This window comes from Raineyella sp., from assembly GCF_034933565.1.
Classification (GTDB): domain Bacteria; phylum Actinomycetota; class Actinomycetes; order Propionibacteriales; family Propionibacteriaceae; genus Raineyella.
Genome location: NZ_JAYFNG010000006.1, coordinates 26,697 through 52,592 on the forward strand (window position 1 = coordinate 26,697; position 25,896 = coordinate 52,592).

Consider the following 25,896-nt stretch of genomic DNA (forward strand, 5'->3'; position numbering starts at 1 on the left):
GACTCAGGTGTTCTTGGTGAAGGCCGCCAGGTCGAGCTGCCAGCCGGGCCCCATCCGGGCGAGGTCGACGCTCCAGCCGGTGCGGACGAAGACGACCTCGTCGCTCTGACCCAGTGGCATGACGTACGCGTCCTCGGCGGCGAAGGACTGCAGCTGGCTGACCGCCGCCTTGTGGGTGGCCTGGTCGGAGGACGGCAGGCCCCGGGTCAGGATCGTCGCGATCTCGAGGGCATGCGGGGAGGAGGTGACGCCCAGGGCACGCTCCAGCCAGGCCCGGGTCGTCCAGGTCGAGGCCCGCTCGTCGAGGATCTGCAGGTCGGCCGCCCCGGTGTCCGCTCCGGCGGCGTTGGGGACGACGGCCACGGTCGCCTGGCCGGTGCCCTCCAGGGATCTGGCCAGCTCGGCGGCCAGGTCGGCCCCGTCGGGCATCCGCGGGTCGTAGCCCAGGGTGAGCTTCAGCGGGGCGCCGTTCGGCTTGTCCGGGGTGGGGGTGCCGCCGGCCGGGAACAGGCCGGTCCGGGCGCCGGTCACGCCGGCGGGCAGCAGACCGGTGAGGGTCCGCCGGTCCCCGGTGGCCTGGCTGACGAAGGCCCGTACGGTGGCGTCCCCGGCGTAGTGGGAGCCGGTGTTCCAGGCCAGCCGGAGCACCCGGGAGCCGGCCATGGTCACCGGGGTGAGCCCCGAGGCGGCCCGGGTGGGTGGAGTGGCGGTGTCGACGGTGGCGGCCGCGCGCTGTCGGGTGACCGCCGCGGCGGACAGGCCGCGCCAGGTGGCATCGACATCGCCCGCCATCATCGCCTGCTCCAGGGCCGCGGAGCTGTCGTACTCGCGCAGCACCACCCGGACGATCGAGGCCGGGATGTAGCCCTGGTAGCCCTCGTAACGGCCGAAGGACCAGGTGCCGCCACCGCTGGCGGTGACCCGGTAGGGGCCCGACCCGATCGGCCTGGTCGTGGCGTCGGTGGCCTTGTCGGCCGGGTAGACCTCCGGGTCGACGATCGAGGCGGCCGGGGTCGCCAGCGCGTAGCCGATGTCGGTGTCGGCGTAGGAGAGCACGAACCGGACGGTCTGCGGGTCGGGGGTCTCGATCGAGCTGATCGAGGCGAGCTGTTCGGCCCCGGAGCCGGCCACATTGAGCTTCCTGGCCCGCTCGATGGAGTACTTGACGTCGGCGGAGGTCAGCGGTCGGCCGGACTGGAACCGCAGGCCGTCCAGCAGCGTGCAGGTGTAGACGGTCGCCTGGGAGAAGATGCAGTCGCGGGCGGCGTCGGGCTTCAGCAGATCCTGCCCGGCGGGGGTGGTCATCAGCCGCTGGAAGACCGAGAAGGCGACGGTCTGGGAGCCACCGGTGGTCATCACGGCCGGGTCGGTGGTGGTGATCGCGTCGGTGGTGCCGACGGTGAAGTCCCGGTCGGGGCGTGGTGTGGGGGTGGGGCCGGCCGATTCGTGCGGCACCGGGCGGTCCACGTCGGGCGCCGGGGGCGCCGGCGGCTGGGTGCAGCCGGCGGCGGTGACGGCGAGGGTCAGTACGAGGGCCGCGCCGAGCAGGCGCGGTCTCACGGCCGGTCCTGGCAGATTGCCGCCCCGCGCATCGCGTAAAGGGCGGCCGGGGTGATCCCCTCCAGCGTCCGCAGCACGGTCCGTCGTGGCATCGCCGGCAGCGGGATGAGGTTGGGCACGCCGATCACCCAGGCGCCGGCCGCCTGCCCGGCGGTGCTGCCGGTCACCGAGTCCTCGAACACCAGGCAGTCCTCGGCGGGGACCCCGAGCAGACCTGCGGCCTGCAGGTACGGGTCCGGGGCGGGCTTGCCGGCGGTCACCTCGTCGCCCCCGACGCTGGCCCGGAAGGTGCCGGCCGGCAGCCGTTCCAGGACCGCGTCCAGGACGGGGCGCCAGGACGAGGAGACCAGGGCGCAGGGCACCCCCTCCTCGGCCAGGGCCGCGAGCAGCTCGCGCGCCCCTGGTCGCCACGCCAGGTCGTCCGCGGTGCGGATCCGGCCGGTGACCCGGGCGACCATCCAGTCCACCACCCACCGGGGGGCGAGGTCGTCGCGCCCGGCGACCGCCAGCATGTAGCGGGCGGCGTCGGTCAGGTCGGCCCCGATGATCTGCCGGGCATGGTCGTCGTTCCATTCCCCGCCGAGCATGTCCGCCAGCTCGTACTCGGCGCCGATCCAGAACGGCTCGGTGTCGGCCAGCGTGCCGTCGAAGTCCCACAGGCAGGCGGCGGGCCGGCCACCGCCCGGGCCGGTCGGCAGCGACGGCAGGGTCCAGGAATCGTCAGCGGGCATTGAAGTACGTGGCCTCCGGGTGGTGGACGACGAACGCGTCGGTCGACTGCTCCGGGTGGAGCTGGAACTCCTCGGACAGCTCCACGCCGATCCGGGCGGCGTCGAGCAGCCGGGTGATGGTCGCCCGGTCCTCGAGGTCGGGGCAGGCGCCGTACCCGAACGAGTAGCGCGAACCGCGGTAGGCCTGGTCCCGGACCATCTCGTCGATGCTGGTGTCCTGGGCGGCGAAGCCCAGCTCGGCACGGATCCGGGCGTGCATCCACTCCGCCATCGCCTCGGCGAGCTGGACCCCCAGGCCGTGCAGCTCGAGGTAGTCACGGTAGGCATCGGCAGCGAACAGCTTCGCGGTGGCCTCGGAGAGCACCGGGCCCATGGTCACCAGCTGCAGCGCCATCACGTCCGGCCCCTTGGCCCGGGCCAGGGCGCGGTCGCGGAAGAAGTCGGCGATGCACAGGAAGCGCGGCCGCTGCTGGCGGGGGAAGTGGAAGCGTCCCACCTCACGGTCCAGATCCTCCGGGGTGGCCGGGTCGAGGATCACCACATCGTCGCCGCTGGAGTAGACCGGGAAGTAGCCGTAGACCGCGGCCGGCTCGGCGAGGTTCTCGGTGCGGATCCGGTCGAGCAGCTGGCGGATCCGGGGCCGGCCCTCGCGGGCGGCCAGCTCCTCGTACGACTCACCGCCGCGCGTCCCGCGCAGCCCCCAGCGGCCCATCAGGGTGGCCCGTTCGTCGAGCCAGTCGATGATCTCGCGCAGCGGGGTGCCCTTGACGATCCGGGTGCCCCAGAACGGCGGGGCCGGCACGTCGATGTCGTACGCCACGTCGGAGCGGGCGGGGACCTCGACCGCCGGCTGGTCGGGGCGGTCCACGGCCCTGACCCGACGCTCGCGCGGAGCGGGCAGGGCTGCGCCGGGCACGCCACGCTTGACGTCCATCACTGCGTTCATCAGGGACAGCCCCTCGAAGGCGTCCTTGGAGTAGCGCACCTCGCCGTCGAACAGCCCCTGCAGGTCCTGCTCCACGTACGAGCGGGTCAGCGCGGCGCCACCCAGCAGGACCGGGTACCGGCCGGCCAGGCCGCGGCTGTTCAGCTCGAGCAGGTTGTCCTTCATCACCACGGTCGACTTGACCAGCAGGCCGGACATGCCGATCGCGTCGGCACGGTGCTCCTCGGCCGCCTCGATGATCGCCTGGACCGGCTGCTTGATGCCGAGGTTGACGACGTCGTAGCCGTTGTTGGTGAGGATGATGTCGACGAGGTTCTTGCCGATGTCGTGCACGTCGCCCTTCACCGTGGCGAGGACGATGGTGCCCTTGCCGGCGCCCGAGGCGTCGGAGTCCATGTGCGGCTCCAGGTACGCGACGGCGGTCTTCATCGTCTCGGCGGCCTGCAGTACGAAGGGCAGCTGCATCTGACCGGACCCGAAGAGCTCACCGACCACTTTCATGCCGTCCAGCAGGTGGGTGTTGATGATGTCCAGCGGGGCGGTGTCGTGCATCGCCTCGTCGAGATCGGCCTCGATCCCCTTGGACTCACCGTCGATGATCCGCTGCGTGAGCCGCTCGCCCACCGGCAGGGCGGCCATCGCCGCCTCCCGCTCGGCCTTCTGGTCAGCGGTGGTGACGCCCTGGAACATCTCCAGGAAGGTGGACAGCGGGTCGTAGTCCTCGGTGCGCCGGTCATGGATCATGTCGAGGGCGACCCGGCGCTGCTCCTCGGGGATCCGGTTCATCGGCATGATCTTCGCGGCGTGGACGATGGCGGAATCCAGTCCGGCCTCGACCGCCTCGTGCAGGAAGACCGAGTTGAGCACCACGCGGGCGGCCGGGGCGAGGCCGAAGGACACGTTGGAGACGCCGAGGGTGGTGTTCACCTCGGGGTGGAGCCGCTTGATCTCACGGATGGCGTTGATCGTCTCCAGCGCGTCGCGGCGGGTCTCCTCCTGCCCGGTGCCGATCGGGAAGGTGAGGGTGTCGACCAGGATGTCGCCCGGGCGCAGGCCCCAGGTGCCGGTGAGGTCCTCGATCAGCCGGTTGGCCACCCGGACCTTCCACTCGGCGGTGCGGGCCTGGCCCTCCTCGTCGATGGTCAGGGCGACGACGGCGGCGCCGTGCTCCTTGACCATCGGCATCACCTTGGCCAGCCGGGAGTCGGGCCCGTCGCCGTCCTCGTAGTTGACCGAGTTGATCACCGAACGCCCGCCGAGGCGCTCCAGTCCGGCCTCGATCACCGGCGGCTCGGTGGAGTCGAGGACGATCGGCAGGGTGACGGCGGTGGCGAACCGGAAGGCCAGCTCGTCCATGTCGGCGCGGCCGTCGCGGCCGACGTAGTCGACGCACAGGTCGAGCAGGTGGGCGCCGCCGCGGGTCTGCTGCTTGGCGATGTCGACGCACTCGTCCCAGTTCTCCGCCAGCATCGCCTCGCGGAACGCCTTCGAGCCGTTGGCGTTGGTCCGCTCGCCGATGGCCAGGTAGGAGAGGTCCTGCCGGAACGGCACGTCGGTGTAGAGCGAGGAGGCGCTCGGGGCCGGGGTGAACGGTCGCGGGGTGAGCTCGCGCCCACCGACCCGCTCGACCACCCGGCGGATGTGCTCCGGCGTCGTGCCGCAGCAGCCGCCGACCAGCGACAGGCCGAAGTCGTGGACGTACTCGTCGAGGGCGTCGGCGAGCTGGTCCGGCTGCAGCGGGTAGCGGGCACCGTCGGCGGTCAGCTCGGGCAGGCCGGCGTTCGGCATGCAGCCGACCATGATCCGGGCGTTGTCGGCGAGATGGTGCAGGTGCTCGCGCATCTCGGCCGGACCGGTCGCGCAGTTCATCGAGATCATGTCGATGCCGAGCGGCTCCAGCGCGACGAGCGCGGCACCGATCTCGGACCCGACCAGCATCGTGCCGGTCGTCTCGACAGTCACCGAGACGATCACCGGGACGTCCCGGCCCGGGCCCTCCTGGTTGAACGCGGCGATGGCCCGCTTGGCGCCGATCACCGCGGACTTGGCCTGCAGGATGTCCTGGGCGGTCTCGATCAGCACGCCGTCGATGCCGCCGGCCAGCATCGCCGCCACCTGCACCTGGTAGGCGTCGCGCAGGTCCCGGAACCGTACGTGGCCCAGGGTCGGCAGCTTGGTGCCGGGCCCGACGCTGCCGAGCACCCAGCGGGGCCGCTCGGGGGTGGACCAGGCGTCGGCGGTCTCCCGGGCGACCTTCGCCGCCGCGTACGCCAGCTCGGCGATCCGGTCGGAGATGCCGTACTCCCCCAGCGCGGAGAGGTTGGTCCCGAAGGTGTTCGTCTCCACGGCGTCCGAACCGGCCTCGAAGTACGCGGCGTGGATCTCGCCCAGCACGTCCGGCCTGGTCACCGACAGGATCTCGTTGCAGCCCTCGTGTCCCTCGAAGTCATCCAGACCGAGATCGTACTGCTGCAGCATCGTGCCCATTGCCCCGTCGGCGACGACGACACGGTGGGCCAGAGCAGCACGGAGGCTCAAGGGAGCGGACGAAGAGTGGGTCACATCGGAACACTCTACGTGGTGGGTGCGGACAGGTAACCTGCCTCTCATGACGTCAGGCCCCGCCGAGAACGAGCACCCCGCCCCCGTCGCCCTGGTGGCGTTCGGCGGCTGGGGGGACGCCGGCGACGCCGCCAGTGCGGTCGCCGACCACCTGCTGCAGACCTATCCGTGCGAGGACATCGCCGACCTCGACGAGGAGGACTGGTTCGATTACCAGACGACCAGGCCGCTCACCGCGTTGGTCGAGGAGGGCGGCGAGCGCGAGCTCACCTGGCCGGCGATCAGCGTCTCAGTGGCCCACCTGCCCCAGATCGACGTGGTCACCGTCACCGGCCCCGAGCCCAACCTGCGCTGGCGCACGCTGAGCGCGATGATCGTCGCCATCCTGCAGGAGGCCGGGGTGGAGCGGGCCGTCGTCCTCGGGTCGATGCTGGCCAACACCCCGCACACCCGGCCGTTCCCGGTGTCCGGCTCGCCGCTCACCGCGCTCCAGGCCCGTGAGCTGGGTGCGGAGGTCTCCGAGTACGAGGGCCCGACGGGGATCACCGGAGTGATGACCCAGGCCCTGCTGGCGGCCGGGATCGACACCACCGCCCTGTGGGTGGCGGTGCCGCACTATGTCTCGGAGCCGCCCCAGCCCAAGGCGTCGCTGGCGCTGGCCCGACGCGTCGAGGCGCTGCTGGACCTGCGTGCCGACTGGCAGTCGTTCGTGGTCGACACCGCCGCCTGGGAGAACGGCGTGGACGAACTCGTCCGGGCCGACGAGGACATCGCGCAGTACGTGCAGATGCTGGAGTCGGAGAAGGACGCCACCGAGGAGCCCGAAGCGAGCGGGGAGGCGATCGCCGCAGAGTTCGAGCGCTTCCTGCGGCGTCGCGACGACAAGAAGTGAGCCTCAGACCTCGGCGGTCCCGGCATCGATGTTGCCGGCGATGTAGGCCTTGAGCTGCTCGACGTCGACCGGCAGCTCCACCACGTGCTGCTCCAGCGAGGCGAGGCCGGTGTACGCCGCGGGCACCTCGGGTGCACGGCCCAGGGCCTCCCGGATCGTCTCGGCGAACTTCACCGGCTGCGCGGTCTCCAGCACCACGATCCGCTCGCCCGGCGCCTGCAGCCGACGGGCGACCGTCACCGCGTCGGCGGTGTGCGGGTCGATCAGCACGCCGCGGTCCTCCCACACCTCGCGGATCGTCCGCAGCCGATCGGCGTGGGTGCTCTCCCCCGCCCGGAAGCCGTACCACTGGGCGCACTGCGTGAAGATCGGGTCATCGCTGAGGTCGAACTGGCCCAGCCGGGTCAGCTTCGCCGTGAACAGGTCGAGCACCCGCGCCGCGTCACGGCCGACCAGGTCGAAGACGAAACGCTCGAAGTTCGACGCCTTCGAGATGTCCATCGAGGGGCTGGAGGTCTTGATTGTCTCCTGGGAGCTGCGCGGCCGGTAGACCCCGGTGCGGAAGAACTCCTCGAGCACGTTGTTCTCGTTGGTGGCGAGCAGCAGGCGGCGGATCGGCAGGCCCATCTGGCGGGCGATGTGACCGGCGCAGATGTTGCCGAAGTTGCCGGTCGGCACCGCGAACGACACCTCCTCGTCGGTCGAGGTGGTGGCCCGCAGGTAGCCGGCGACGTAGTAGACCACCTGGGCCACCAGCCGGGCCCAGTTGATCGAGTTGACCGAGCCGATGTGGGCGGCGCGCTTGAACCCGGCGTCGGCGGAGACCGCCTTGACCAGGTCCTGGCAGTCGTCGAACACCCCGTCGACGACGATGTTGTGGATGTTGTCGTCGACCAGGGTGTACATCTGGGCCCGCTGGAAGGCGCTCATCCGGCCCTTCGGCGACAGCATGAACACCCGGATCCCGGCCCGGCCGCGCATCGCGTACTCCGCCGCCGAGCCGGTGTCGCCGCTCGTCGCGCCGAGCACGTTCAGCTCCTGGCCGCGCCGGCCCAGCTCGTACTCGAACAGGGCGCCGAGCAGCTGCATCGCCATGTCCTTGAAGGCCAGCGTCGGACCGTGCGACAGCCCCTCGAGCTGTACGCCGTCACCGAGGTCGGTGAGCGAGACCACCGCATCGTCGCCGAACACCTCGGCGGTGTAGGTCCGCTCGCAGATCGCCCGCAGGTCATCGGCGGGGATGTCGTCGATGAACAGCGCCAGCACCTCGTACGCCAGGGCGGCGTAGCCCTGCTCGGCGAGGACCGTACGCCACCGGTCCAGCATCCCGGGGGTCACGTGCGGGTACTCCTCCGGCAGGTAGAGGCCGCCGTCGGGGGCGAGCCCCTCCAGCAGGATGTCGGAGAACGTACGCGGCTCGGCGCCGCCACGGGTGGAGATGTAGCGCATGTCGTCCTTGGTGCGTGTCGGTCGGGGTCTCGGGGTCAAGCGGCGCGGGGTCAGGGTCGGTGGACCGGTGCGCGTGGTCGCGGTGGATCAGTGCACGTGGTTGTGGTGGATCTCGGCGTCGCCGTGGGCGCGCAGCGACCGGACCATCGCGTCCGGGTCCTCGGCGCCGTAGACGGCTGAGCCGGCGACGAACACGTCGGCCCCGGCCGCGATCGCCTGGTCGATGGTCCGCTCGGAGATGCCGCCGTCGACCTGGATGGCGATCTGCAGCCCGGTGTTGCGGATCAGCTCGCGGGTCCGGCGGATCTTCGGCATCACCACGTCCAGGAACGCCTGCCCACCGAAGCCCGGCTCGACGGTCATGATCAGGATCCTGTCGAACTCGACCAGCAGGTCCGCGTACGGCTCGATCGGGGTGGCGGGCTTGATCCCGAGGGCGGCCTTCGCGTCCAGGGCACGGATCTCGCGGGCCAGCCGCACCGGCGCGGCGGCCGCCTCGGCGTGGAAGCTCACCGACTGCGCCCCGGCCTCGACGTACTCGGGCGCCCAGCGGTCGGGGTCCTCGATCATCAGGTGCAGGTCCAGCTCGTGGGTGGTCCGCCGGCGGAGCGCCTCGACGACGGGCAGCCCGATGGTGAGGTTGGGGACGAAGTGGTTGTCCATCACATCCACGTGGATGGCATCGGCGCTGGGCACCGCCGCGATGTCGCGGTCGAGGTTGGCGAAGTCGGCGGCAAGGATGCTCGGCGTGATCTGGATTCCCACGCGGCAGAGTCTAGTGTCTGGGGCCCGCCCTACGATCGACCCATGAGCGAGATGGTGCGACAGCCGGTGGCCCGGGTGGCCGTCGACATGCCCCTGCTGCACCTCGACCGGCTGTTCGACTACCGGGTCGGCACCGCCCAGGGCCCGACCGCCCTGCCCGGGGTCCGGGTCCGGGTCCCGTTCGCCGGTCAGCAGCGCGACGGCTTCGTGCTGCAGCGCATCGACGGGGACGACCTCGGCCCCGGCACCGCTGTGCAGCAGCTCTCCGAGCTGGGCCGGGTGGTGTCCGCCGAACGGGTGCTGACCGAGGAGATCGCCGGCCTGGTCCGCGCCGTCGCCGACCACTGGGGCGGCTCCTTCGCCGACGTCGTCCGGCTCGCCGTGCCGCCGCGCCACGCCGCGGCCGAGGCCGCCGAGCCCCCGTACCGTCCCCCGCTCGACGCGCGGCGGGCGCTGGCCGCCCCCCATCCGCTGGGCCGGTACCCGGCGGGCACGGCCTGTCTCGAGGCGATCGGGCACGGGGCGGCACCCCGGGCGTTCTGGCAGGTCGCCCCGACCCCGGGTCCGCTCGGTGACTGGGCCGCCGGGCTGGTCGCGGGCGCCGCCGCCGCGGTCGGCGCCGGACGCAGTGCCGTCCTCGTCGTCCCGGATGCCCACGACGTCACCAGGCTGGCCGAGGCCTGCCGAGTGGCGTTCGCCGACAGCGGTTTCGTCACCCTCACCGCCGATTCCGGCCCGGCCGCCCGCTACCGGAGCTTCCTGGCCGCCCTGCGGGGCCAGGCCCGGGTGGTGATCGGCACCCGCGGCGCGGTCTGGGCGCCGGTGCAGGACCTCGGGTTCCTCGGCGTCTGGGACGAGGGGAACGACCTGCTCGCCGAACCGCGCGCGCCCTACCCGCACATCCGCGAGGTCGCCGCGCTGCGCGCCCAGCGGGCCGGCGCCGCGCTGATGCTGGCCGGGTACGGCCGCAGCACCGAGGCCCAGGCCCTGGTCGAGCGCGGCTGGCTGCGCCCCATCGCCCTGGCCGGCCACGACCAGCGTGAGCTGTCCGCAGTGGTCCGGACCCCCCGCGACCGGCCCGACCAGCTCGGCCGGCTGCCGCACGACGCCTTCGACATCATCCGGGCCGGGCTCGCCTCGGGACCGGTGCTCGTCCAGGTGCCACGCGGCGGTTATCAGGTGGTCGTGGTCTGCCGGCAGTGCCGCACCCAGCTGCACTGCGGTGCCTGCGGCGGCCCCCTGCACGGCCGCGAGGACGGGCTGATCTGCGGCCTGTGCGGTGCCCGCCCGCAGGCCTGGGCCTGCCCCGAGTGCGGCTCCACCGGCTGGCGCGCCCCCGTGGTGGGCGCGGAGCGGACCGCCGAGGAGCTCGGCCGGGCGTTCCCGCAGGTGCCGATCCGCCAGTCGCACGCCGGGCACATCCTCGCGACGGTCGACGACCGCAGCGCGCTGGTGATCTGCACCCCCGGCGCGGAGCCGGCGGCCGAGGACGGCTACAGCGCCGCGGTGCTGCTGGACGCCGACACGCCCCTGCTCCGGGCCGACCTGCGGGCCGCCGAGGAGGCGCTGCGGCGCTGGTTGCACGTGTGTGCCCTGGTCCGGCCCGGCGAGCACGGCGGCTCGGTGCTGGTCGTCGGTGCCGCGGACCACCCGGCGGTGCAGGCCCTGATCCGACTGGATCCGGCCGGGCTGGCCGCCCGCGAGCTGGAGGACCGCCGCGAGGCCGGCTTCCCGCCCGCGGCCCGGCTCATCGTGGTGGAGGGCGACCAGGTCGGCGTGGAGGGCCTGGCCGGCCAGCTGATCCTCGCCGACGACGTCGAGGTGTGGGGGCCGGCACCGGTGCTCGAGGTGGACGGGGCGCTGGGCGACACCTGGCGGCTGACCGTACGGGCCCCGCTGGCCGCCGGTGCCGCTGCGGTCGAGACGATCCGGGACGTGCAGGCGATCCGGACGGCCCACAAGGACCCCGGCGCAGTCCGGATCGTCGTCGATCCGGTGCGGATCGGCTGAGGATAGACTCGGCAGGTGCGCCTCGTCTTCGCCGGTACCCCTGATGTCGCCCTGCCCAGTCTCGAGGCCCTGGTCGCCTCGCGCCACGAGGTCGTCGCGGTGGTGACCCGCCCCGACGCCCGGCGGGGACGCGGCGGGGCGCTCAGCCCCAGCCCGGTGGCCGCCCGGGCCGCCGAGCTCGGCATCCCGGTGCTGAAGCCCGCCCGCCCGCGCGACCCCGAGTTCCACGCCCAGCTGCGCGGGCTCGCCCCGGACTGTTGCCCGGTGGTGGCGTACGGGGCGCTGCTGCCCGGTTCCCTGCTCGAGATCCCCGCCCGGGGCTGGGTCAACCTGCACTTCTCGCTGCTGCCCGCCTACCGTGGCGCGGCCCCGGTGCAGTCCGCGATCCTGCACGGCGAGACCGAGACCGGCGCGGTCACCTTCCGGATCGTCGAGGAGCTCGACGCCGGGCCGGTCTGCGGCACCCTGCGCACCCCGATCGGGCCCCGGGAGACCGCCGGTGACCTGCTCGGCCGGCTCGCCGTCTCCGGCGCCGCCCTCCTCACCGAGACGATGGACCGCCTCGAGGACGGCACCGTCAGCTGTGTCGAGCAGCCGGCCGACGGCGGGACGTACGCCGCGAAACTGGGGCCCGACGACGCCCGGATCGACTGGACCGCCCCGGTCGAGGAGATCGACCGGCGGATCCGCGCCTGCACCCCCACCCCCGGAGCGTGGACCACCCTGGACGGGCAGAAGTTCCGGGTGCTCGAGGCGCTGCCGACCGATCTGCCCTCGGCCCGGCCCGGCACCGTCGAGCGGGCCCGGCGCAGCGTGCACGTCGACACCGGCACCGGCCGGCTCGAACTGCTGCGGGTGCAGCCCGCGGGCAAGCGGGCGATGGCCGCCACCGACTGGGCCCGGGGCCTGCACGCCGACGTGATCGGGTTCGACCGATGAGCGGGGACCGGCGCGGCGGCACGCGACCGGGCGGGCGACCCGGGCCCGGTCAGCGGCACCGACCGGCTCCCCGCCGCCCGGTGGACCCGGCCCGCCGCGCGGCGTACGACGCCCTCCGCTCGGTCCACGCCGGCGGGGCGTACGCCAACCTCGCGCTGGGCGACATCCTCGACCGGCGCCGGCTCGACGACCGGGACGCCGCACTGGCCACCGAACTCGTCGCCGGCACCAGCCGGCTCCAGGGCACCTACGACGCGATCCTGGCGGCCGCGGCCGGCCGGCCGCTCTCCTCGTTGCAACCGGCGGTCGTCGACGTGCTGCGGATCGGCGCCCACCAGGTGCTGTCGATGCGGATCCCGACCCGGGCCGCCGTCGACAGCGCCGTCGACCTGGCCGGCACGGCGATCGGTGAGCGGGTGACCGGCCTGGTGAACGCGGTGCTGCGCAAGGTCGCCGCCCGCGACCTCGACGGCTGGCTGGACGAACTGTCCGCCGGCACCACCGGCGTGGCCCGGCTGGCCGTCCGGACCCACCACCCGCTGTGGATCGCCCGGACCTACGCCGACCTGCTCGGTGACGGGGCCCTCGCCGCGCTCGACGCCGACAATGTGGCGCCCCGCCCGACGCTCGTGGTCCGCCCGGGGCTGGCCGACCGGGACGAGTTGGTGGCCGCCGGCGCGGTCGCGACCCGCTGGTCGCCGTACGGCGCGGTGCTGGACGGCAACCCGGCCGACCTGGCCGCCGTCCGCGAAGGCCGCGCCGGTGTGCAGGACGAAGGGTCCCAGCTGGTCGCCCTGGCACTGTCCCGGGTGGACGCGCCGGCCGGTCCGTGGCTGGACATGTGTGCGGGCCCGGGCGGCAAGGCGGCGCTGCTCACCGGGCTGGCCCGCGACCGGGGCGAGGACGTGCTGGCTGCCGAGGTGGCCGAACATCGCGCCGGGCTGGTGACGCGGGCACTGAGGGCCTATCGGCCTTGTCCCGGGGTGATCTGTGCCGACGGCACCCGGCCCGCCTGGCCGGCCGGTGTCTTCGCCCGGGTGATGCTCGACGCGCCGTGCACCGGTCTGGGTGCACTGCGCCGCCGCCCCGAGTCGCGGTGGCGCCACCAGCCCGAGGACGTGGACGATCTCGTCCCGCTGCAGGCGCAACTGCTGGTCAGCGCGATCCGCTCCACCCTGCCCGGCGGCGTGGTGGCGTACGTCACCTGCTCCCCGCACCCCTCGGAGACCGAGGACCTCGTCCGCACGGTCGTCGAGGAGCTGGACGGTCAGGGCGACGCCGAGGGCCCGGACAGCAGGGCGATCCGGGGGATCCGCGTGGAGGTCCTCGACGCCCCGTCGTACCTGCCCGAGGTGCCCGACTGTGCCCGCCCCGATCCGTGGGGCGGACAGCGCTTCGTCCAGCTGTGGCCGCACCGGCACGGGACCGACGCAATGTTCCTGGCGCTGCTACGGGTCGGGTGAGGGCCGCTGGCACAGCAGGATGATCTCGAGGGTGCTGCGCTGTCGGGACCAGCGGAGCGCGCCGCGATGGGACACCGAATGCACCCGGCCCATGGTGTCCGCCAGATCCACAGACCGGGCACCGGCTGTCGCAGGGAGAAGCCACTGTGCGTACGGGCCCGGTGGACCGTACGACTCAGCGGACCGAGATTGTCGACCCGCCAGGTGCTCACCGGTCGCGATCGGATCGACGGGTAGCGGCCCGCTCGGTGACACCCAGGCCAGGCATCACCACCGTCCCACCAGGGACGATCCTCGTTCACGATCATGCCTTCAGGCCACGGACGGCCTCTGATAATTCAGCCAGACGTGCGCGTCTTTCGCTGAGGGTAGTGGCACCGGTGTCCTGCCGTGGGCATGGCTCGACTGATGCCGCCAGCCGGAGGTGCCGAGAGCACTTGACAGTCGTCTGCCGGGTGGCTGATTCACTCTTTGACAGGGGGAGGCTCCGGTAAGTCCCAGAGGCCAGCGAATCTGTCCTCGACCTCGGGCCAGACCAACAAGCGCCCCGTCTCAACCGAGTCAATCCGCCAAGCGTCGTCGCCCAGCACGACGAACTCCTGGGGGATGACTCTGCCGGCACGATCTCGCCGATCCAATGGATCTCGGAATCGCAGGGCGGTGGTGGCGCCTTCACTCCCGTACCGGAGCCTGGAATTCGATCCCGTACGCTGCCAGGCTTCCAGATCGTCGGGCATGCCCGAGAACGCTTCTTCGAAGACCGGGAGGGGATCCGGGAAACCACCATCGAGGAGAAACCGGAAACCCCAGGTCCGGCCACGAGTAGCCCAGATCAGTCTCACAGGTGGCTCCTGAGAAGGATGTCTTGCTGCTCGCCCTTCTCCAAGTCCATCTTGAACCCAGTCAATGTGGCTGTCAGATTGTCATGCTTGACCAAAGCGTCGGAGTTGACTTCCTCGAGCTTTTCCCCTACCAACTTGGCCGCTTCTCTCAAGGTGTCCTCGCTGATACCAGAGAAAATGAGACCCAGTACAAGGCCGATTGCGCCCGGCAGTTTCTTCTTGTTAAGAGCACCGATCAGCAGCGGGGCCAACGCAACCGCGCCACCAAGCAGGTCTTCCAGCATCTTGGGGGGCAGCTTCTTGGCATCGCCCCATCCGACGAGTCTCTCGAACGGCAGGATGGCGGCCACAGGCAGGATCAGGTCCAGTCCGACACGCTTCGTCACCTCGATCTTGTCCTCACCGAACTCAGCCGACGAAAGAAGTAGGAAGTCCTCGCCCACAGCCAATGCGCTGCTGGCTGCGACCAGCCCAGCGAGCACATCGCGGAGCAGAGCCAACTCGTCGCCCGCCTTGCCGATAACGAGATCCCGAAACTTGTACACGTCCAGGTCAGGCAGGAGATCGGCCTTCGACAGAGCGACGATCCATACCCGGGGAACTCGACCAGCGGCTTGCCATCCGTCAAGAGCTCATCCTTGAGTAACAGCAGTCCATTCTTGAAGCTGGTGAACAAGGACTTCAGGTATGCTTCCTCTTGACCAGCGTTGTCCAGCAGCCGTTGGCCATCCACCAGCAGGAGAGCGACGTCGGAGATCAGCAAGGACCTGAAGGTTTCGACTCTACGTTGGGCTTCTTCGGGTCCGCTGACGTCCTGCTCGAACCACTCGCCCGGATAGTCGTGCCAAATGAGGCGTAGGCCGTCGAAGGGCTTCGCATGCGATGGCCTGGGGTTCCCTTCCTTCAGCTTGAGCGAGAAGGCGTAGGACGTGGCCGAAAAGTGATTGGCCGGAGGGACCCGCGCTGAATCTTTCATGCCGAGGTAGTTCTTGTGCAGTTTCGTACCTTGGCCGATGTCGTCAGCCACCACGTGGAACAGGCTCTTCTTCAGGAACTGAGGCTCCTGCGCGGCTCCGTAGAATGAAGAGAGTAGGACGGTTTTGCCGCTGCCGCTCTCTCCGAATACTGCAATATGCTGGACGAGGTCCTTGCTGACATCCATGGGAAACAATGTACGCTATTGCAGGTCTCGGACACCCACGACCTGGTGCGTCAGGGTGTGGCGGGATGCGTGTGCTGCGCGAGCACGGCGTCGCAGATCGCATGGGCGACGACGTCCTTGCGGCCGGCGCACTCGGTGACGAGCCCGGCACGATCGATGATCACCGCTGCGGTGTCGGCGTCGCCGAAGACCTTGCCGCCACTCACGTCGTTGCAGACCAACAGGTCGGCCCCCTTGCGGCGCAGTTTCGCGGTCCCGAGCTCCACCAGCTCGGCGCGGCTGTCGGCCGTCTCGGCGGCGAAGCCGACCAGGGTCTGTCCGGCGGGCTTCGAGCCGGCCAGGGTCGCCAGGACGTCGGTGGTCTGCACCAGGTCGAGGGTCAGGCCGGCCTGGCCGTCCTTCTTGATCTTGTGGTCCGCGGGGGCGGCGGTGGTGAAGTCGGCCGGGGCCGCGGCCATCACCACGACATCGGCCGACGGGGCGAGCTCCAGCATGGCCCGGGCAAGGTCCCCGGTGGAGACGACCCGGCGCACCTCGACCCCGGCGGGTGGCTCGTGGTCCATCCGCGCGGCGACAAGGGTCACGTCGGCGCCGCGCAGCCGGGCGGCGCGGGCGATGCCGATGCCCATCAGGCCCGAGGAGTGGTTGCCGAGGAAGCGCACCGGGTCGAGGGCCTCCTGGGTGCCGCCCGCCGAGACCACCACGCGCAGCCCGGTCAGGTCCCGGGCCGCCGCGGGGCCGGCCAGTGCGGGAAGCTCCAGCACTGCCTCGGCGACCGCGCGGATGTCGCCCGGGTCGGGCAACCGGCCCGGGCCGCTGTCCGCGCCGGTGAGCCGGCCGGAGTCGGGATCAGCGACCACGACGCCCCGGCCACGCAACGTCGCCACGTTCGCCCGGGTGGCCTCGTGCAGCCACATCTCGGTGTGCATGGCGGGGAACATCACCACCGGACAGCGGGCGGTGAGCAGGATGTTGGTCAGCAGGTCATCGGCCCGCCCGCCGGCGGCGCGGGCGAGCAGGTCCGCCGTCGCCGGGGCGACCAGGACGAGATCGGCCTGCTGACCGAGCCGGACATGCGGCACCTCGGCCGCCCCCGTCCACACGTCGGTGGCGACGGGGTGGCCGGACAGTGCCTCCCAGGTGGTGACGCCGACGAACTGCAGTGCGTTCGCCGTCGGCACCACGCGTACGTCATGGCCCGGGTCCCGGAGCCGGCGGATGACCTCACATGCCTTGTAGGCGGCGATGCCACCGGCGACGCCGAGGATGACCCGAGCCATGACCGGCGGTCAGCCCTGCTGGTCGGTCGACTCGCCGCTGGCGGGCTCGCTGCCGGGCAGCTCGAAGCCCTCACCGGCGTCCAGGCCGTCGCCGAAGTCGTACGACCCGAAGTCGCCCTCCATGAAGTCCTCACCGAACGCGGCCTGCTGGGCAGCGGCCTCGGCCTCCGGGTCGATCTCGGTGAACTCGAGCAGGCCCTCGTTGATCTCGCGCAGCGCGATCGACAGCGGCTTCTCCTGGATCTCGGTCTCGACCAGCGGACCGACGTTCTCCAGCAGCCCACCGCCCAGCTGGGCGTAGTAGGCGTTGATCTGGCGAGCACGCTTCGCGGCGAACAGCACCAGGCGGTACTTCGAGTCGACCCGCGTCAGGAGGTCGTCGATCGGGGGGTTCGTGATTCCCGGGGGCGTGGATTCAGTAGTCAAGATCAGCCTTCTGCAACCTAGGAGCGTGGCACCGACGGTGTCACAGACCACACAACTCTACCAGCTTGTCGACGGTTCCTTCGACATCCTCGTTCACCACCACGACGTCGAATTCGTCACGTGCCGCCATCTCGGTCCGGGCCGTCTCCAACCGCCGGGCCTGCTGCTGCGGGGTCTCGGTGCCACGCCCCTGCAGCCGGCGGATCAACTCCTCCGGACTCGGCGGCGCGAGGAAGACGAAGAACGCGTCGGGGCAGTTCTCCCTGACCTGGCGGGCACCCTGCAGGTCGATCTCCAGGATGACCGTACGACCGGCCGCGACGGCATCGTCGACCGGGCGGCGCGGCGTGCCGTACCGGGCAGCACCGTGCACCTCGGCCCATTCCAGCAGGCCGTCGGAGGCGATCATCTCGTCGAACTCCGTGTCCGAGACGAACCAGTAGTGCACCCCGTCGCGCTCCCCCGGCCGGGCCGGCCGGGTGGTGGCGGAGACGGAGACGTACGCCTCGGGGTGGAGCTCGCGCAACCGCGTCATGACGGTGCCCTTGCCGACCGCCGTCGGTCCGGACAGCACGACGACCCGACCCGGGGCTACGGTCACGAGAACTCCTTCTTCAGCGCGGCGATCTGGTGGCGGCCCAGGCCGCGCAGCCTCCTTCCGGAGGCGATGTCGAACCGTTCCATCAACACCTCGGCGCGCTTGGGACCGACCCGCGGGACCGACTTCAGCAGGTCGACGACGCGGATGTGGGCGATGATATCGTCCCGGGCGGCCAGATCCAGCACATCGCCGACGGTGAGTTCACCAGCCTTGACCTTGGCCTTGACCGCAGCCCGTTCCCGGCGTGCCTGGGCGGCCGCCGCCCGGGCGTCCTGCAGCTGCTCCTCGCTCAAGGGTGGGATCGGCACCGGTGTGCCCCTTTCGAATGACGTCTCCCGCTGCTACGGCATGCACGTTAGACCATCGAGATGACCTGCTCGCGCGCGGCCCGACGCAGTGCATCGGCGTCCGGCCCCGCGCCCATCACACCACGACTCGTGGTCGGCAGCACATTCCCTAGTGAAGCGCCGAAAATCCGGGGGAGATCGGCCACCTTCCCGCCCTGGGCACCGATCCCGGGAGCCAGGATCGAGCCGTTGAAGGCATCCAGGTCGATGCCGGTGTCCAGCCGGGTGGCGCCGACGACCAGCCCCACCGGGCCCATCGCCCCCGGGCCGTTGGTCCCGGCGACACTGCTCCCGGTGACACTGCTCCCGCCGGCAGTGCTGTCGAGGACCTGCCGGTTGGTCCCGGCGGCCTCGTCGACGATCTGCTGGGCGACCGGTCGGCCATCGGGGCCGGTGGCGAGCTGGACGTGGTCGCCCTCGGGGTTGGAGGTCCGGGCCAGGACGTACACGCCGCGACCGTGCTCGATGGCCAGGTCGAGGGCCGGGCGCAGCGAGCCGTAGCCGAGGTAGGGGCTCAGAGTGATCGCGTCGGCCGCCAGCGGTGCCCCCTCCACCAGGTAGGCCCGGGCGTACCCGGCCATCGTGGAGCCGATGTCGCCGCGCTTCACGTCGAGGATCGACAACGCGCCGGCCGCCCGGACGTCGGCCAGGACCTGCTCCAGCACGGCGATGCCGGCCGCGCCGTACTCCTCGAACAGGGCCGACTGCGGTTTGAAGACCGCGACGGTGCCGCCCAGCGCCTCGACCATGCCGCGGGCGCAGGCCTCGAGCCCGGCCACCGTCCGGGGCAGGCCCCAGCTCTCGAGGATGGCCGGGTGCGGGTCGATGCCGACGCAGAGCCGGCCGCGGGTGGCGGTCACGGTGGCGAGTCGGGCGGCGTAGCTGATCTCGGGCATGGTGTCTCCTGCGTGGCGGCCCGGGCCGCCGGATCTGGTCGGCCCGACGGGGTGCCCGCCGGGAGACGGTCGGTGGGTCAGCCTCGTGGGACGGCGAGCCGGTCGGTGGTGAGTCGGTTGATGTCGCGGACCAGTCCGGGCCCGCTGTAGATGAAGCCGGTGAAGATCTGGACCAGCGACGCCCCGGCCTGGAGCATCGCCCGGGCGTCGTCGGCGGTCATGATGCCGCCGACACCGATCACCGGCAGGTCGGTGTGCGCCGTGACGTACGAGACGACCTCGAGGGCGCGGGCGGTCAGCGGCGCGCCGGACAGGCCGCCGGCCTGCCCGGCCAGCGGCCTGTCCTCGGGCGCCAGCCCGTCACGACCCAGCGTGGTGTTGGTGGCGATGATCCCGGCCGCCCCGGCCGCGGCGCAGACCTCCAGGGCCTGGTCGATCGCGGACCACTCGAGGTCGGGGGCGATCTTCACGAAGACCGGCACCGGGCCCAGCGTCGACTGGGACGACTCCTCCGCCTGGACGGCGGCCTCGTCGACCAGCGCGCGGACCAGGCCGGACAGCTCGTCGGCGCCCTGCAGGGACCGCAGGCCCGGCGTGTTGGGGCTCGACACGTTGATCGCCAGGTAGTCGACGAGGTGGACCAGCCGGCGCAGGGAGGACAGGTAGTCCTCGACCGCGTCCGCCAGCGCGACGACCTTGGTCTTGCCGATGGAGACCCCGACCGGCATCCCGGCGGCATGGTTGCCGCGCCGCACCCCGGCCAGCTCCAGCCGGGCGGCGATGGCCTCCGAGCCCGCGTTGTTGAAGCCCATCCGGTTGATCACCCCGTGGCTGGGGCGCAGCCGGAACATCCGCGGCTTGGGATTACCGGGCTGGGGCTGCCCGGTGACCGTGCCGAACTCGACGTGGGAGAAGCCCAGCCGGGCCCAGGCCATCAGTGCCCGGGCGTCCTTGTCCATCCCCGCGGCGAGGCCGACCGGGCCGCCGAAGCGGATCCCGGCCACCTCCACCGGGGTGCCCCGGCTGCCGAAGGCCAGCTCCAGCAGGGCCCGGCGGGCGGGTGTCCGCCCCCACCAGGCGAGCCAGTCCAGCGTCGTCTCGTGGGCGACCTCCGGGTCTCCCCCACCCAGCCGGAACAGGGTCGGCCGGCCGACGCCGGCGTAGGCGGCGTCGACCAGGGCTCCGGGGATGTGTACGGCCACCTCAGGCCCCGGCGTGGGTGGGAGCAGCGTGGCGGGGAGCGGCGCCGGTGTGGACCGTGTCGGTACGAGCAGCGCCGGTCGGAGCGGTGCCGGTAGGAGCGGCGCCGGTAGGAGCGGTGCCGAGATGGGCCGCGACGATGTCGGAGGTGGTCCGTTCCCAGTCCTGCAGCGAGCGGACACCGATGCCGCCGTTGCGCAGCGCCTCGATGCCCAGCACCGCGGCCGACAGGCCCTGCGAGGTGGTGACCGAGGGAACGTTGTGCAGCACCGCGGCGGTGCGGATCTCCCAGCCGTCCTTGCGGGGCTGGCCGCCGGCCTGGGTCGAGCCGTGCGGGGTGTTGAAGATCAGGTCGACCTCACCGCTGTTGATCAGATCGGTGACGGTCGGCTCGCCGTTCGGGCCGGTCCCCTCGCTGGCCTTGCGCACCTCGACCACGTCGACCCCGTGGCGACGCAGCACCGAGGCGGTGCCGCCGGTCGCCATGATCCGGAAGCCCATGTCGGCCAGGTGCTTGATCGGGAAGACCATGTTGCGCTTGTCCCGGTTGGCGGCCGACACGAAGATCGTCCCGCCGGTGGGCAGGGTGCCGTACGTGGCGATCTGGCCCTTGGCGAAGGAGGTGCCGAAGTCGTCGTCGAGGCCCATCACCTCGCCGGTGGACTTCATCTCCGGGCCGAGGACAGTGTCGACGAAGGTGCCCTCGGTGGTGCGGAAGCGGTTGAACGGCAGCACCGCCTCCTTGAGCGCGATCGGCAGACCCGGCCAGATCGCGGCCCCGTCGGTCTCGGCGCGCAGCATCCCGCCGGCCCGCAGCTCGGCGATCGTCTCCCCGAGCATGATCCGGGCGGCCGCCTTGGCCAGCTGGGTGCCGGTCGCCTTGGAGACGAACGGCACGGTCCGGGAGGCCCGCGGGTTCGCCTCGAGCACGTACAGGGTGGTGCCCTGCAGGGCGTACTGGATGTTGATCAGGCCGCGGACGCCGACGCCCTCGGCGATCGCCTCGGTGGCGACCCGGATCGCGTCGATGATCTCCTGGCCGAGGGTGGCCGGCGGCAGCGAGCAGGCCGAGTCGCCGGAGTGCACGCCGGCGGCCTCGATGTGTTCCATCACGCCGCCGAGGTAGAGCTCGGTGCCGTCGTAGAGGGCGTCCACGTCGATCTCGGTGGCGTCGTCGAGGAACCGGTCGATCAGCACCGGGTGCTTCGGCGAGATGGCGTGGGCCCGGCCGATGTACTCGGCCAGACCGTCCTCACTGTCGACGATCTGCATGCCGCGCCCGCCCAGCACGTACGAGGGACGGACCATCACCGGATAGCCGATCTCACCGGCGACCTTGGAGGCCTCCTCGAACGAATAGGCGGTGCCGTACTTCGGCGCCAGCTGCCCGGCCTCCTCCAGCACCGCGCCGAACGCCCCGCGCTCCTCGGCGAGGTCGATCGACTCAGGGCTGGTGCCGACGATCCTGACCCCGGCGTCCTTGAGCGCCTGGGCCATCTTCAGCGGGGTCTGCCCGCCGAGCTGGACGATCATCCCGGCGATCGGGCCGGCGGCCGACTCGGCGTGGTGGATCTCCAGCACGTCCTCCAGGGTGAGCGGCTCGAAGTAGAGCCGGTCGGAGGTGTCGTAGTCGGTGGAGACGGTCTCCGGGTTGCAGTTGACCATGATCGTCTCGTAGCCGGCCTCGTGCAGGGTCATCGAGGCGTGCACGCACGAGTAGTCGAACTCGATGCCCTGGCCGATCCGGTTGGGCCCCGAACCGAGGATGATCACCGCCGGCTTCTCCCGCGGGGTGACCTCGGAATCGGTGTCGGTCAGCTCGTAGCTGGAGTACAGGTAGGGCGTACGCGCCGCGAACTCCGCCGCGCAGGTGTCGACGGTCTTGTACGCCGGCCGGATGCCCAGCGCCCACCGGACGCCGGCGACGACGTCGGTGCGCAGGCCGCGGATGGCGCCGATCTGGGCGTCGGACAGGCCGTGGTGCTTGGCGTACAGCAGGATCTCGGGGGTGAGCTCGGCGGCCTCGCGGACCTCGTCGACCACCTCGGTGACCAGCAGCAGCTGGTCGATGAACCAGGGGTCGATCTTCGTCGCCTCGAACACCTGCTCCGGTGTGGCCCCCGCACGCAGCGCCCGGTAGACGTCGTTGATCCGGCCGTCGTGCGGGCGGGCGGCGCCGGCCAGCAGCTCCTCGACGGTCGCGGTGATCGGGCCGGCGACGTCGAGCTGGGCCTTGTCGTCCTCCATCGAGCGCAGTGCCTTGCCCAGCGCCTCGGTGAAGTTGCGCCCGATCGCCATCACCTCACCGACCGCCTTCATGTGGGTGGTGAGGGTGTCGTCGGCGGAGGGGAACTTCTCGAACGCGAACCGCGGGACCTTGACCACGACGTAGTCCAAGGTGGGCTCGAAGGAGGCCGGGGTCTCGGCGGTGATGTCGTTGGGGATCTCGTCGAGGGTGTAGCCGACGGCGACCTTGGCAGCGATCTTGGCGATCGGGAAGCCGGTGGCCTTGGAGGCCAGCGCCGACGAGCGCGAGACCCGGGGGTTCATCTCGATCACGACCATCCGGCCGTCGACCGGGTTGATCGCGAACTGGATGTTGCAGCCGCCGGTGTCGACCCCGACCGCGCGAATGATCGCGATGCCGACGTCGCGCATCTGCTGGTACTCACGGTCGGTCAGCGTCATCGCCGGGGCGACGGTGATCGAGTCGCCGGTGTGCACCCCGACCGGGTCGAAGTTCTCGATCGAGCAGACCACCACCACGTTGTCGGCGTGGTCACGCATCACCTCGAGCTCGTACTCCTTCCAGCCCATGATCGACTCCTCGATCAGCACCTCGGTGGTGGGGCTGGCGTCCAGGCCGGCGCCGGCGATCCGGTGCAGGTCGTTCTCGTCGTACGCGAAACCGGAGCCGAGGCCGCCCATCGTGAAGGAGGGGCGGACGACCACCGGGTAGGACAGTTCCGCGGCGGCGGCCACGCACTCGTCCATGGTGTGGCAGATCCGGGAGCGGGCGACCTCGGCCTTCGGGCCGGGCACCTCGAGGGCCTCGACGATCTCCTTGAACTGCTCGCGGTCCTCGCCGCGCAGGATCGCCTCGATCGAGGCGCCGATCAGTTCGACGCCGTACTTCTCCAGCACGCCGTTGTCGTGCAGCGCGACGGCGGTGTTGAGCGCGGTCTGGCCGCCCAGGGTCGGCAGCAGGGCGTCGGGGCGCTCCTTGGCGATGACCTTCTCGACGAACTCGGGGGTGATCGGCTCCAGGTAGGTCGCGTCGGCGAACTCCGGGTCGGTCATGATCGTCGCCGGGTTGGAGTTCACCAGGATCACCCGGTAGCCCTCCTCGCGCAGCACCCGGCACGCCTGGGTGCCGGAGTAGTCGAACTCACAGGCCTGGCCGATGACGATCGGGCCGGAGCCGATGACGAGGATCGATTCGATGTCGGTGCGGCGTCCCATCTCAGGCCTCCATCAGGTCGACGAAGCGGTCGAACAGGTAGCTGGAGTCGTGCGGCCCGGCGGCCGCCTCCGGGTGGTACTGCACGGAGAAGGCCTTCATCCGGCCGTACGCGTCGTGCAGCGCGAGTCCCTCCACGACGTCGTCGTTGAGGTTGACGTGGCTCACCCGCGCCTCCCCGTACGGGGTGGCGGTGCCACCCTCGCGGGGGGCGTCGACGGCGAACCCGTGGTTGTGCGCGGTGACCTCGACCTTGCGGGTGGCCAGGTCCATCACCGGCTGGTTGATGCCGCGGTGGCCGTACTTCAGCTTGTAGGTGCCGAAGCCCAGCGCCCGGCCGAAGAGCTGGTTGCCGAAGCAGATCCCGAAGAACGGTGTGCCGGCCGCGAGCACCTGCTGCAGCAGGGCCACCTGGGCGTCGGCCGTGGCCGGGTCCCCCGGGCCGTTCGAGAAGAAGACCCCGTCGGGCCGGATCGCCATCAGCTGCTCGTACGTCACATCGGCGGGGAAGACCGTGGTCTGCACGCCCCGCTCGGCCAGCCGGTGCGGGGTCATCGACTTGATGCCGAGGTCGACCGCGGCCAGGGTCAGCTGCCGGCCGGTCCGGCTCGTCCCGATCGCCGGCACCACGTACGGGGCGGCCGTCGTGACCTCGCCGACGAGGTTCTGCCCGGCCATCGAGGGCTGGGCCAGCACCCGCTCCAGCAGGGCCTGCGGGTCCGTCCCGACGGTGGAGATCGCCATCCGCATCGCGCCACGCTCGCGCAGGTGGCGGGTCAGCGCGCGGGTGTCGACACCGGCGATCCCGACGATCCCCTGGGCGGCCATCGCCTCCTCCAGGGTGCGCCGGGAACGCCAGTTGGAGGGCACCCGGGCGGGGTCACGGACGACGTAGCCGGCGACCCAGATCCGGTCGGACTCGTCGTCCTCGTCGTTCCAGCCGGTGTTGCCGATGTGCGGGGCGGTGGCCACGACGATCTGGTTGCGGTAGGAGGGGTCGGTGAGGGTCTCCTGGTAACCGGTCATGCCGGTGGAGAACACCGCCTCACCGAAGGTCTCCCCCTCGGCCCCGAAGGACGTGCCGACGAAGGAACGGCCGTCCTCCAAGACGAGTAGTGCGCGGTGACGGACGACAGGCATGGGAGGACGGGTCCTTTCGGGATCGGTCAGTCGAGGACGACGTTGTTCAGGACGCCACTGACGAATGTCGGGGATTCGTCGGTCGAGTACTCCTCGACCAGGGCGATGGCTTCGGTGACCGCGACGCCGATCGGCAGATCGAGGTAGACCATCTCGGTCACCGCGATCCGGCAGGCGGTGCGGTCGACCAGCGGCATGCGGTCGAGCGACCAGTCCTTGTCGAGCGCCGCACTGATGCGGGCGTCGACGTCGGCGGCGTGCTCGTCGAAGGCGCGGACGATCTCGCCGGTGTACTCACGCACCGGCGGTTCCGCGGCGTCCGTACGCTCGGTGAGCGTGGCCAGCACGGACCTGCCGCGCAGCTCCGCCTCGAACATGATGTCGAGCGCGCGCTTGCGGGCCTTGTGCCGGGTGGACGAGGGGTGGCGGGGGGCGGTCCCGGTCACAGACGGCCGAGGTAATCGCCGGTGCGGGTGTCGACCTTGACGCGGTCCCCGACGTTGAGGAAGAGCGGGACCTGGATCTGACGTCCGGTCTGAAGAGTGGCCGGCTTGGTGCCGCCGGTGGAGCGATCGCCCTGCAGGCCGGGCTCGGTGTAGGTGATCTCCATCTCGACCGACGCGGGCAGTTCGATGTAGAGCGGGGTGCCCTCGTGGATCGCGACGGTGGCGGTGTTCTCCTCGAGCAGGAAGTCCTTGGCGTCGCCGACGACCTCGGGGCGCAGCTCGAGCTGCTCGAAGCTGGTCACGTCCATGAAGACGTAGTTCTCACCGTCGTTGTAGAGGTACTGCATGTCCCGGCGGTCGACGGTGGCGGTGTCGACCTTGGTGTCGGAGTTGAACGTCTTGTCGACGATCTTGCCGGACATCACGTTCTTGATCTTCGTACGGACGACGGTGTTGCCCTTGCCCGGCTTGTGGTGCTGGAACCACAGCACCTGCCACAGCTGACCGTCCAGGTCGAGGATCATGCCGTTCTTGATGTCATTCGTGGAAGCCACGCTTCTCCGCCTTTCGCCACCGCTCGCGGACCACCCGGCCGGGCGGGCCGTCGGCCCAGTCTAGTCATACGCTCCTCCTTCGCCCAATCGGTCCGGAACGGGCGCCTCAGCCCTGTCACGCCTCGTCGCCTCGCCCACGTCCTGCGGGGTGCCGTGCCGTCGCTTCTGTGGGTCGCCGTCGCTTCGGCGGGTCGCCGCGCCGTCGATGCTCACGTAGGTCTTGGC

21 protein-coding genes are annotated in these 25,896 nt (G+C 71.3%); 4 read left to right on the plus strand and 17 right to left on the minus strand.

Annotation, left to right across the window (positions count from 1 at the left end; all coding sequences use genetic code 11):
• Positions 1 to 3 precede the first annotated feature (3 nt).
• From VB059_RS01825 to metH, 3 genes are read right to left on the minus strand one after another with little or no spacing between them, the layout of a single operon-like run.
• Positions 4 to 1,560, minus strand: coding sequence for an ABC transporter substrate-binding protein (locus VB059_RS01825; protein ID WP_323420314.1), 1,557 nt, complete (start codon positions 1,558 to 1,560; stop codon positions 4 to 6).
• A complete protein-coding gene (locus VB059_RS01830) occupies positions 1,557 to 2,291 on the minus strand; it encodes an HAD family phosphatase (protein ID WP_323420315.1) in 735 nt (244 codons plus the stop codon). The genes VB059_RS01825 and VB059_RS01830 overlap by 4 nt, the downstream gene beginning before the upstream one ends.
• The gene (metH, locus tag VB059_RS01835) at positions 2,281 to 5,775 is read right to left on the minus strand and encodes a methionine synthase (RefSeq protein ID WP_323420316.1); all 3,495 of its coding nucleotides are present in this window, start codon (positions 5,773 to 5,775) and stop codon (positions 2,281 to 2,283) included. The genes VB059_RS01830 and metH overlap by 11 nt, the downstream gene beginning before the upstream one ends.
• 70 nt (positions 5,776 to 5,845) lie before the next feature.
• On the opposite strand from metH, the gene VB059_RS01840 reads away from it, so the two are divergent.
• Positions 5,846 to 6,691, plus strand: a complete 846-nt coding sequence (locus VB059_RS01840) for a PAC2 family protein (protein ID WP_323420317.1) — start codon at positions 5,846 to 5,848, stop codon at positions 6,689 to 6,691.
• 3 nt (positions 6,692 to 6,694) lie between these two features.
• Here VB059_RS01840 and thrC read toward each other — a convergent pair whose 3' ends face one another.
• Both thrC and rpe read right to left on the minus strand, forming a co-directional pair.
• A complete protein-coding gene (thrC, locus tag VB059_RS01845; RefSeq protein ID WP_323420318.1) occupies positions 6,695 to 8,140 on the minus strand; it encodes a threonine synthase in 1,446 nt (481 codons plus the stop codon).
• 87 nt (positions 8,141 to 8,227) lie between these two features.
• Entirely contained in the window at positions 8,228 to 8,905 is a 678-nt protein-coding gene (rpe, locus tag VB059_RS01850; protein WP_323420319.1) for a ribulose-phosphate 3-epimerase, read from the minus strand.
• Between the two features lie 42 nt (positions 8,906 to 8,947).
• Here rpe and VB059_RS01855 point away from each other — a divergent pair, with 42 nt between their 5' ends.
• The 3 genes from VB059_RS01855 to VB059_RS01865 are packed head-to-tail and all read left to right on the plus strand — an operon-like array spanning position 8,948 to position 13,317.
• Positions 8,948 to 10,915, plus strand: coding sequence for a primosome assembly protein PriA (locus tag VB059_RS01855; RefSeq protein ID WP_323420320.1), 1,968 nt, complete (start codon positions 8,948 to 8,950; stop codon positions 10,913 to 10,915).
• A gap of 15 nt (positions 10,916 to 10,930) precedes the next feature.
• Complete coding sequence (gene fmt / locus VB059_RS01860) at positions 10,931 to 11,854, plus strand: methionyl-tRNA formyltransferase (RefSeq protein ID WP_323420321.1); 924 nt, start codon at positions 10,931 to 10,933, stop codon at positions 11,852 to 11,854.
• Positions 11,851 to 13,317 (plus strand): RsmB/NOP family class I SAM-dependent RNA methyltransferase, encoded by a 1,467-nt coding sequence (locus VB059_RS01865; protein WP_416339473.1) that lies wholly within the window; start codon positions 11,851 to 11,853, stop codon positions 13,315 to 13,317. Before fmt ends, VB059_RS01865 begins: the two co-directional genes overlap by 4 nt.
• 838 nt (positions 13,318 to 14,155) lie before the next feature.
• On the opposite strand, the gene VB059_RS01870 is transcribed toward VB059_RS01865, so the two are convergent.
• From VB059_RS01870 to efp, 12 genes are all read right to left on the minus strand, one after another.
• Complete coding sequence (locus tag VB059_RS01870) at positions 14,156 to 14,545, minus strand: hypothetical protein (RefSeq protein ID WP_323420323.1); 390 nt, start codon at positions 14,543 to 14,545, stop codon at positions 14,156 to 14,158.
• Positions 14,542 to 15,321 carry a TRAFAC clade GTPase domain-containing protein gene (locus VB059_RS01875; protein WP_323420324.1) on the minus strand — a complete coding sequence of 260 codons (780 nt, stop codon included), beginning with the start codon at positions 15,319 to 15,321 and terminating at the stop codon, positions 14,542 to 14,544. Before VB059_RS01875 ends, VB059_RS01870 begins: the two co-directional genes overlap by 4 nt.
• Before the next feature lie 50 nt (positions 15,322 to 15,371).
• Positions 15,372 to 16,601, minus strand: coding sequence for a bifunctional phosphopantothenoylcysteine decarboxylase/phosphopantothenate--cysteine ligase CoaBC (gene coaBC, locus VB059_RS01880; RefSeq protein WP_323420325.1), 1,230 nt, complete (start codon positions 16,599 to 16,601; stop codon positions 15,372 to 15,374).
• A gap of 9 nt (positions 16,602 to 16,610) precedes the next feature.
• Positions 16,611 to 17,030, minus strand: a complete 420-nt coding sequence (gene rpoZ / locus VB059_RS01885; protein WP_323420385.1) for a DNA-directed RNA polymerase subunit omega — start codon at positions 17,028 to 17,030, stop codon at positions 16,611 to 16,613.
• A gap of 37 nt (positions 17,031 to 17,067) precedes the next feature.
• On the minus strand, positions 17,068 to 17,562 hold the full coding sequence (gmk, locus tag VB059_RS01890) for a guanylate kinase (protein ID WP_323420386.1): 495 nt from the start codon (positions 17,560 to 17,562) through the stop codon (positions 17,068 to 17,070).
• A gap of 62 nt (positions 17,563 to 17,624) precedes the next feature.
• Positions 17,625 to 17,936 (minus strand): integration host factor, actinobacterial type, encoded by a 312-nt coding sequence (gene mihF / locus VB059_RS01895; RefSeq protein WP_323420326.1) that lies wholly within the window; start codon positions 17,934 to 17,936, stop codon positions 17,625 to 17,627.
• Positions 17,937 to 17,983: 47 nt separating this feature from the next.
• Entirely contained in the window at positions 17,984 to 18,871 is an 888-nt protein-coding gene (pyrF, locus tag VB059_RS01900) for an orotidine-5'-phosphate decarboxylase (RefSeq protein WP_323420327.1), read from the minus strand.
• Between the two features lie 77 nt (positions 18,872 to 18,948).
• Entirely contained in the window at positions 18,949 to 20,073 is a 1,125-nt protein-coding gene (locus VB059_RS01905) for a quinone-dependent dihydroorotate dehydrogenase (protein WP_323420328.1), read from the minus strand.
• Between the two features lies 1 nt (position 20,074).
• Entirely contained in the window at positions 20,075 to 23,533 is a 3,459-nt protein-coding gene (gene carB, locus VB059_RS01910) for a carbamoyl-phosphate synthase large subunit (RefSeq protein ID WP_323420329.1), read from the minus strand.
• A gap of 1 nt (position 23,534) precedes the next feature.
• Positions 23,535 to 24,671, minus strand: coding sequence for a glutamine-hydrolyzing carbamoyl-phosphate synthase small subunit (gene carA, locus VB059_RS01915; RefSeq protein ID WP_323420330.1), 1,137 nt, complete (start codon positions 24,669 to 24,671; stop codon positions 23,535 to 23,537).
• Between the two features lie 26 nt (positions 24,672 to 24,697).
• Entirely contained in the window at positions 24,698 to 25,117 is a 420-nt protein-coding gene (gene nusB / locus VB059_RS01920) for a transcription antitermination factor NusB (protein ID WP_323420331.1), read from the minus strand.
• On the minus strand, positions 25,114 to 25,671 hold the full coding sequence (efp, locus tag VB059_RS01925; protein WP_323420332.1) for an elongation factor P: 558 nt from the start codon (positions 25,669 to 25,671) through the stop codon (positions 25,114 to 25,116). The genes nusB and efp overlap by 4 nt, the downstream gene beginning before the upstream one ends.
• Positions 25,672 to 25,896: the final 225 nt, after the last annotated feature.

Bases quoted from the DNA above. Each gene is read 5' to 3' on its own strand.
- VB059_RS01830 (WP_323420315.1), bottom strand. From the start codon at position 2,291: ATGCCCGCTGACGATTCCTGGACCCTGCCGTCGCTGCCGACCGGCCCG.
- VB059_RS01840 (WP_323420317.1), top strand. From the start codon at position 5,846: ATGACGTCAGGCCCCGCCGAGAACGAGCACCCCGCCCCCGTCGCCCTG.
- thrC (WP_323420318.1), bottom strand. From the start codon at position 8,140: ATGCGCTACATCTCCACCCGTGGCGGCGCCGAGCCGCGTACGTTCTCC.
- VB059_RS01855 (WP_323420320.1), top strand. From the start codon at position 8,948: ATGAGCGAGATGGTGCGACAGCCGGTGGCCCGGGTGGCCGTCGACATG.
- VB059_RS01865 (WP_416339473.1), top strand. From the start codon at position 11,851: ATGAGCGGGGACCGGCGCGGCGGCACGCGACCGGGCGGGCGACCCGGG.
- VB059_RS01875 (WP_323420324.1), bottom strand. From the start codon at position 15,321: ATGGATGTCAGCAAGGACCTCGTCCAGCATATTGCAGTATTCGGAGAG.
- coaBC (WP_323420325.1), bottom strand. From the start codon at position 16,601: ATGGCTCGGGTCATCCTCGGCGTCGCCGGTGGCATCGCCGCCTACAAG.
- gmk (WP_323420386.1), bottom strand. From the start codon at position 17,562: ATGACGCGGTTGCGCGAGCTCCACCCCGAGGCGTACGTCTCCGTCTCC.
- pyrF (WP_323420327.1), bottom strand. From the start codon at position 18,871: ATGCCCGAGATCAGCTACGCCGCCCGACTCGCCACCGTGACCGCCACC.
- carB (WP_323420329.1), bottom strand. From the start codon at position 23,533: ATGGGACGCCGCACCGACATCGAATCGATCCTCGTCATCGGCTCCGGC.
- carA (WP_323420330.1), bottom strand. From the start codon at position 24,671: ATGCCTGTCGTCCGTCACCGCGCACTACTCGTCTTGGAGGACGGCCGT.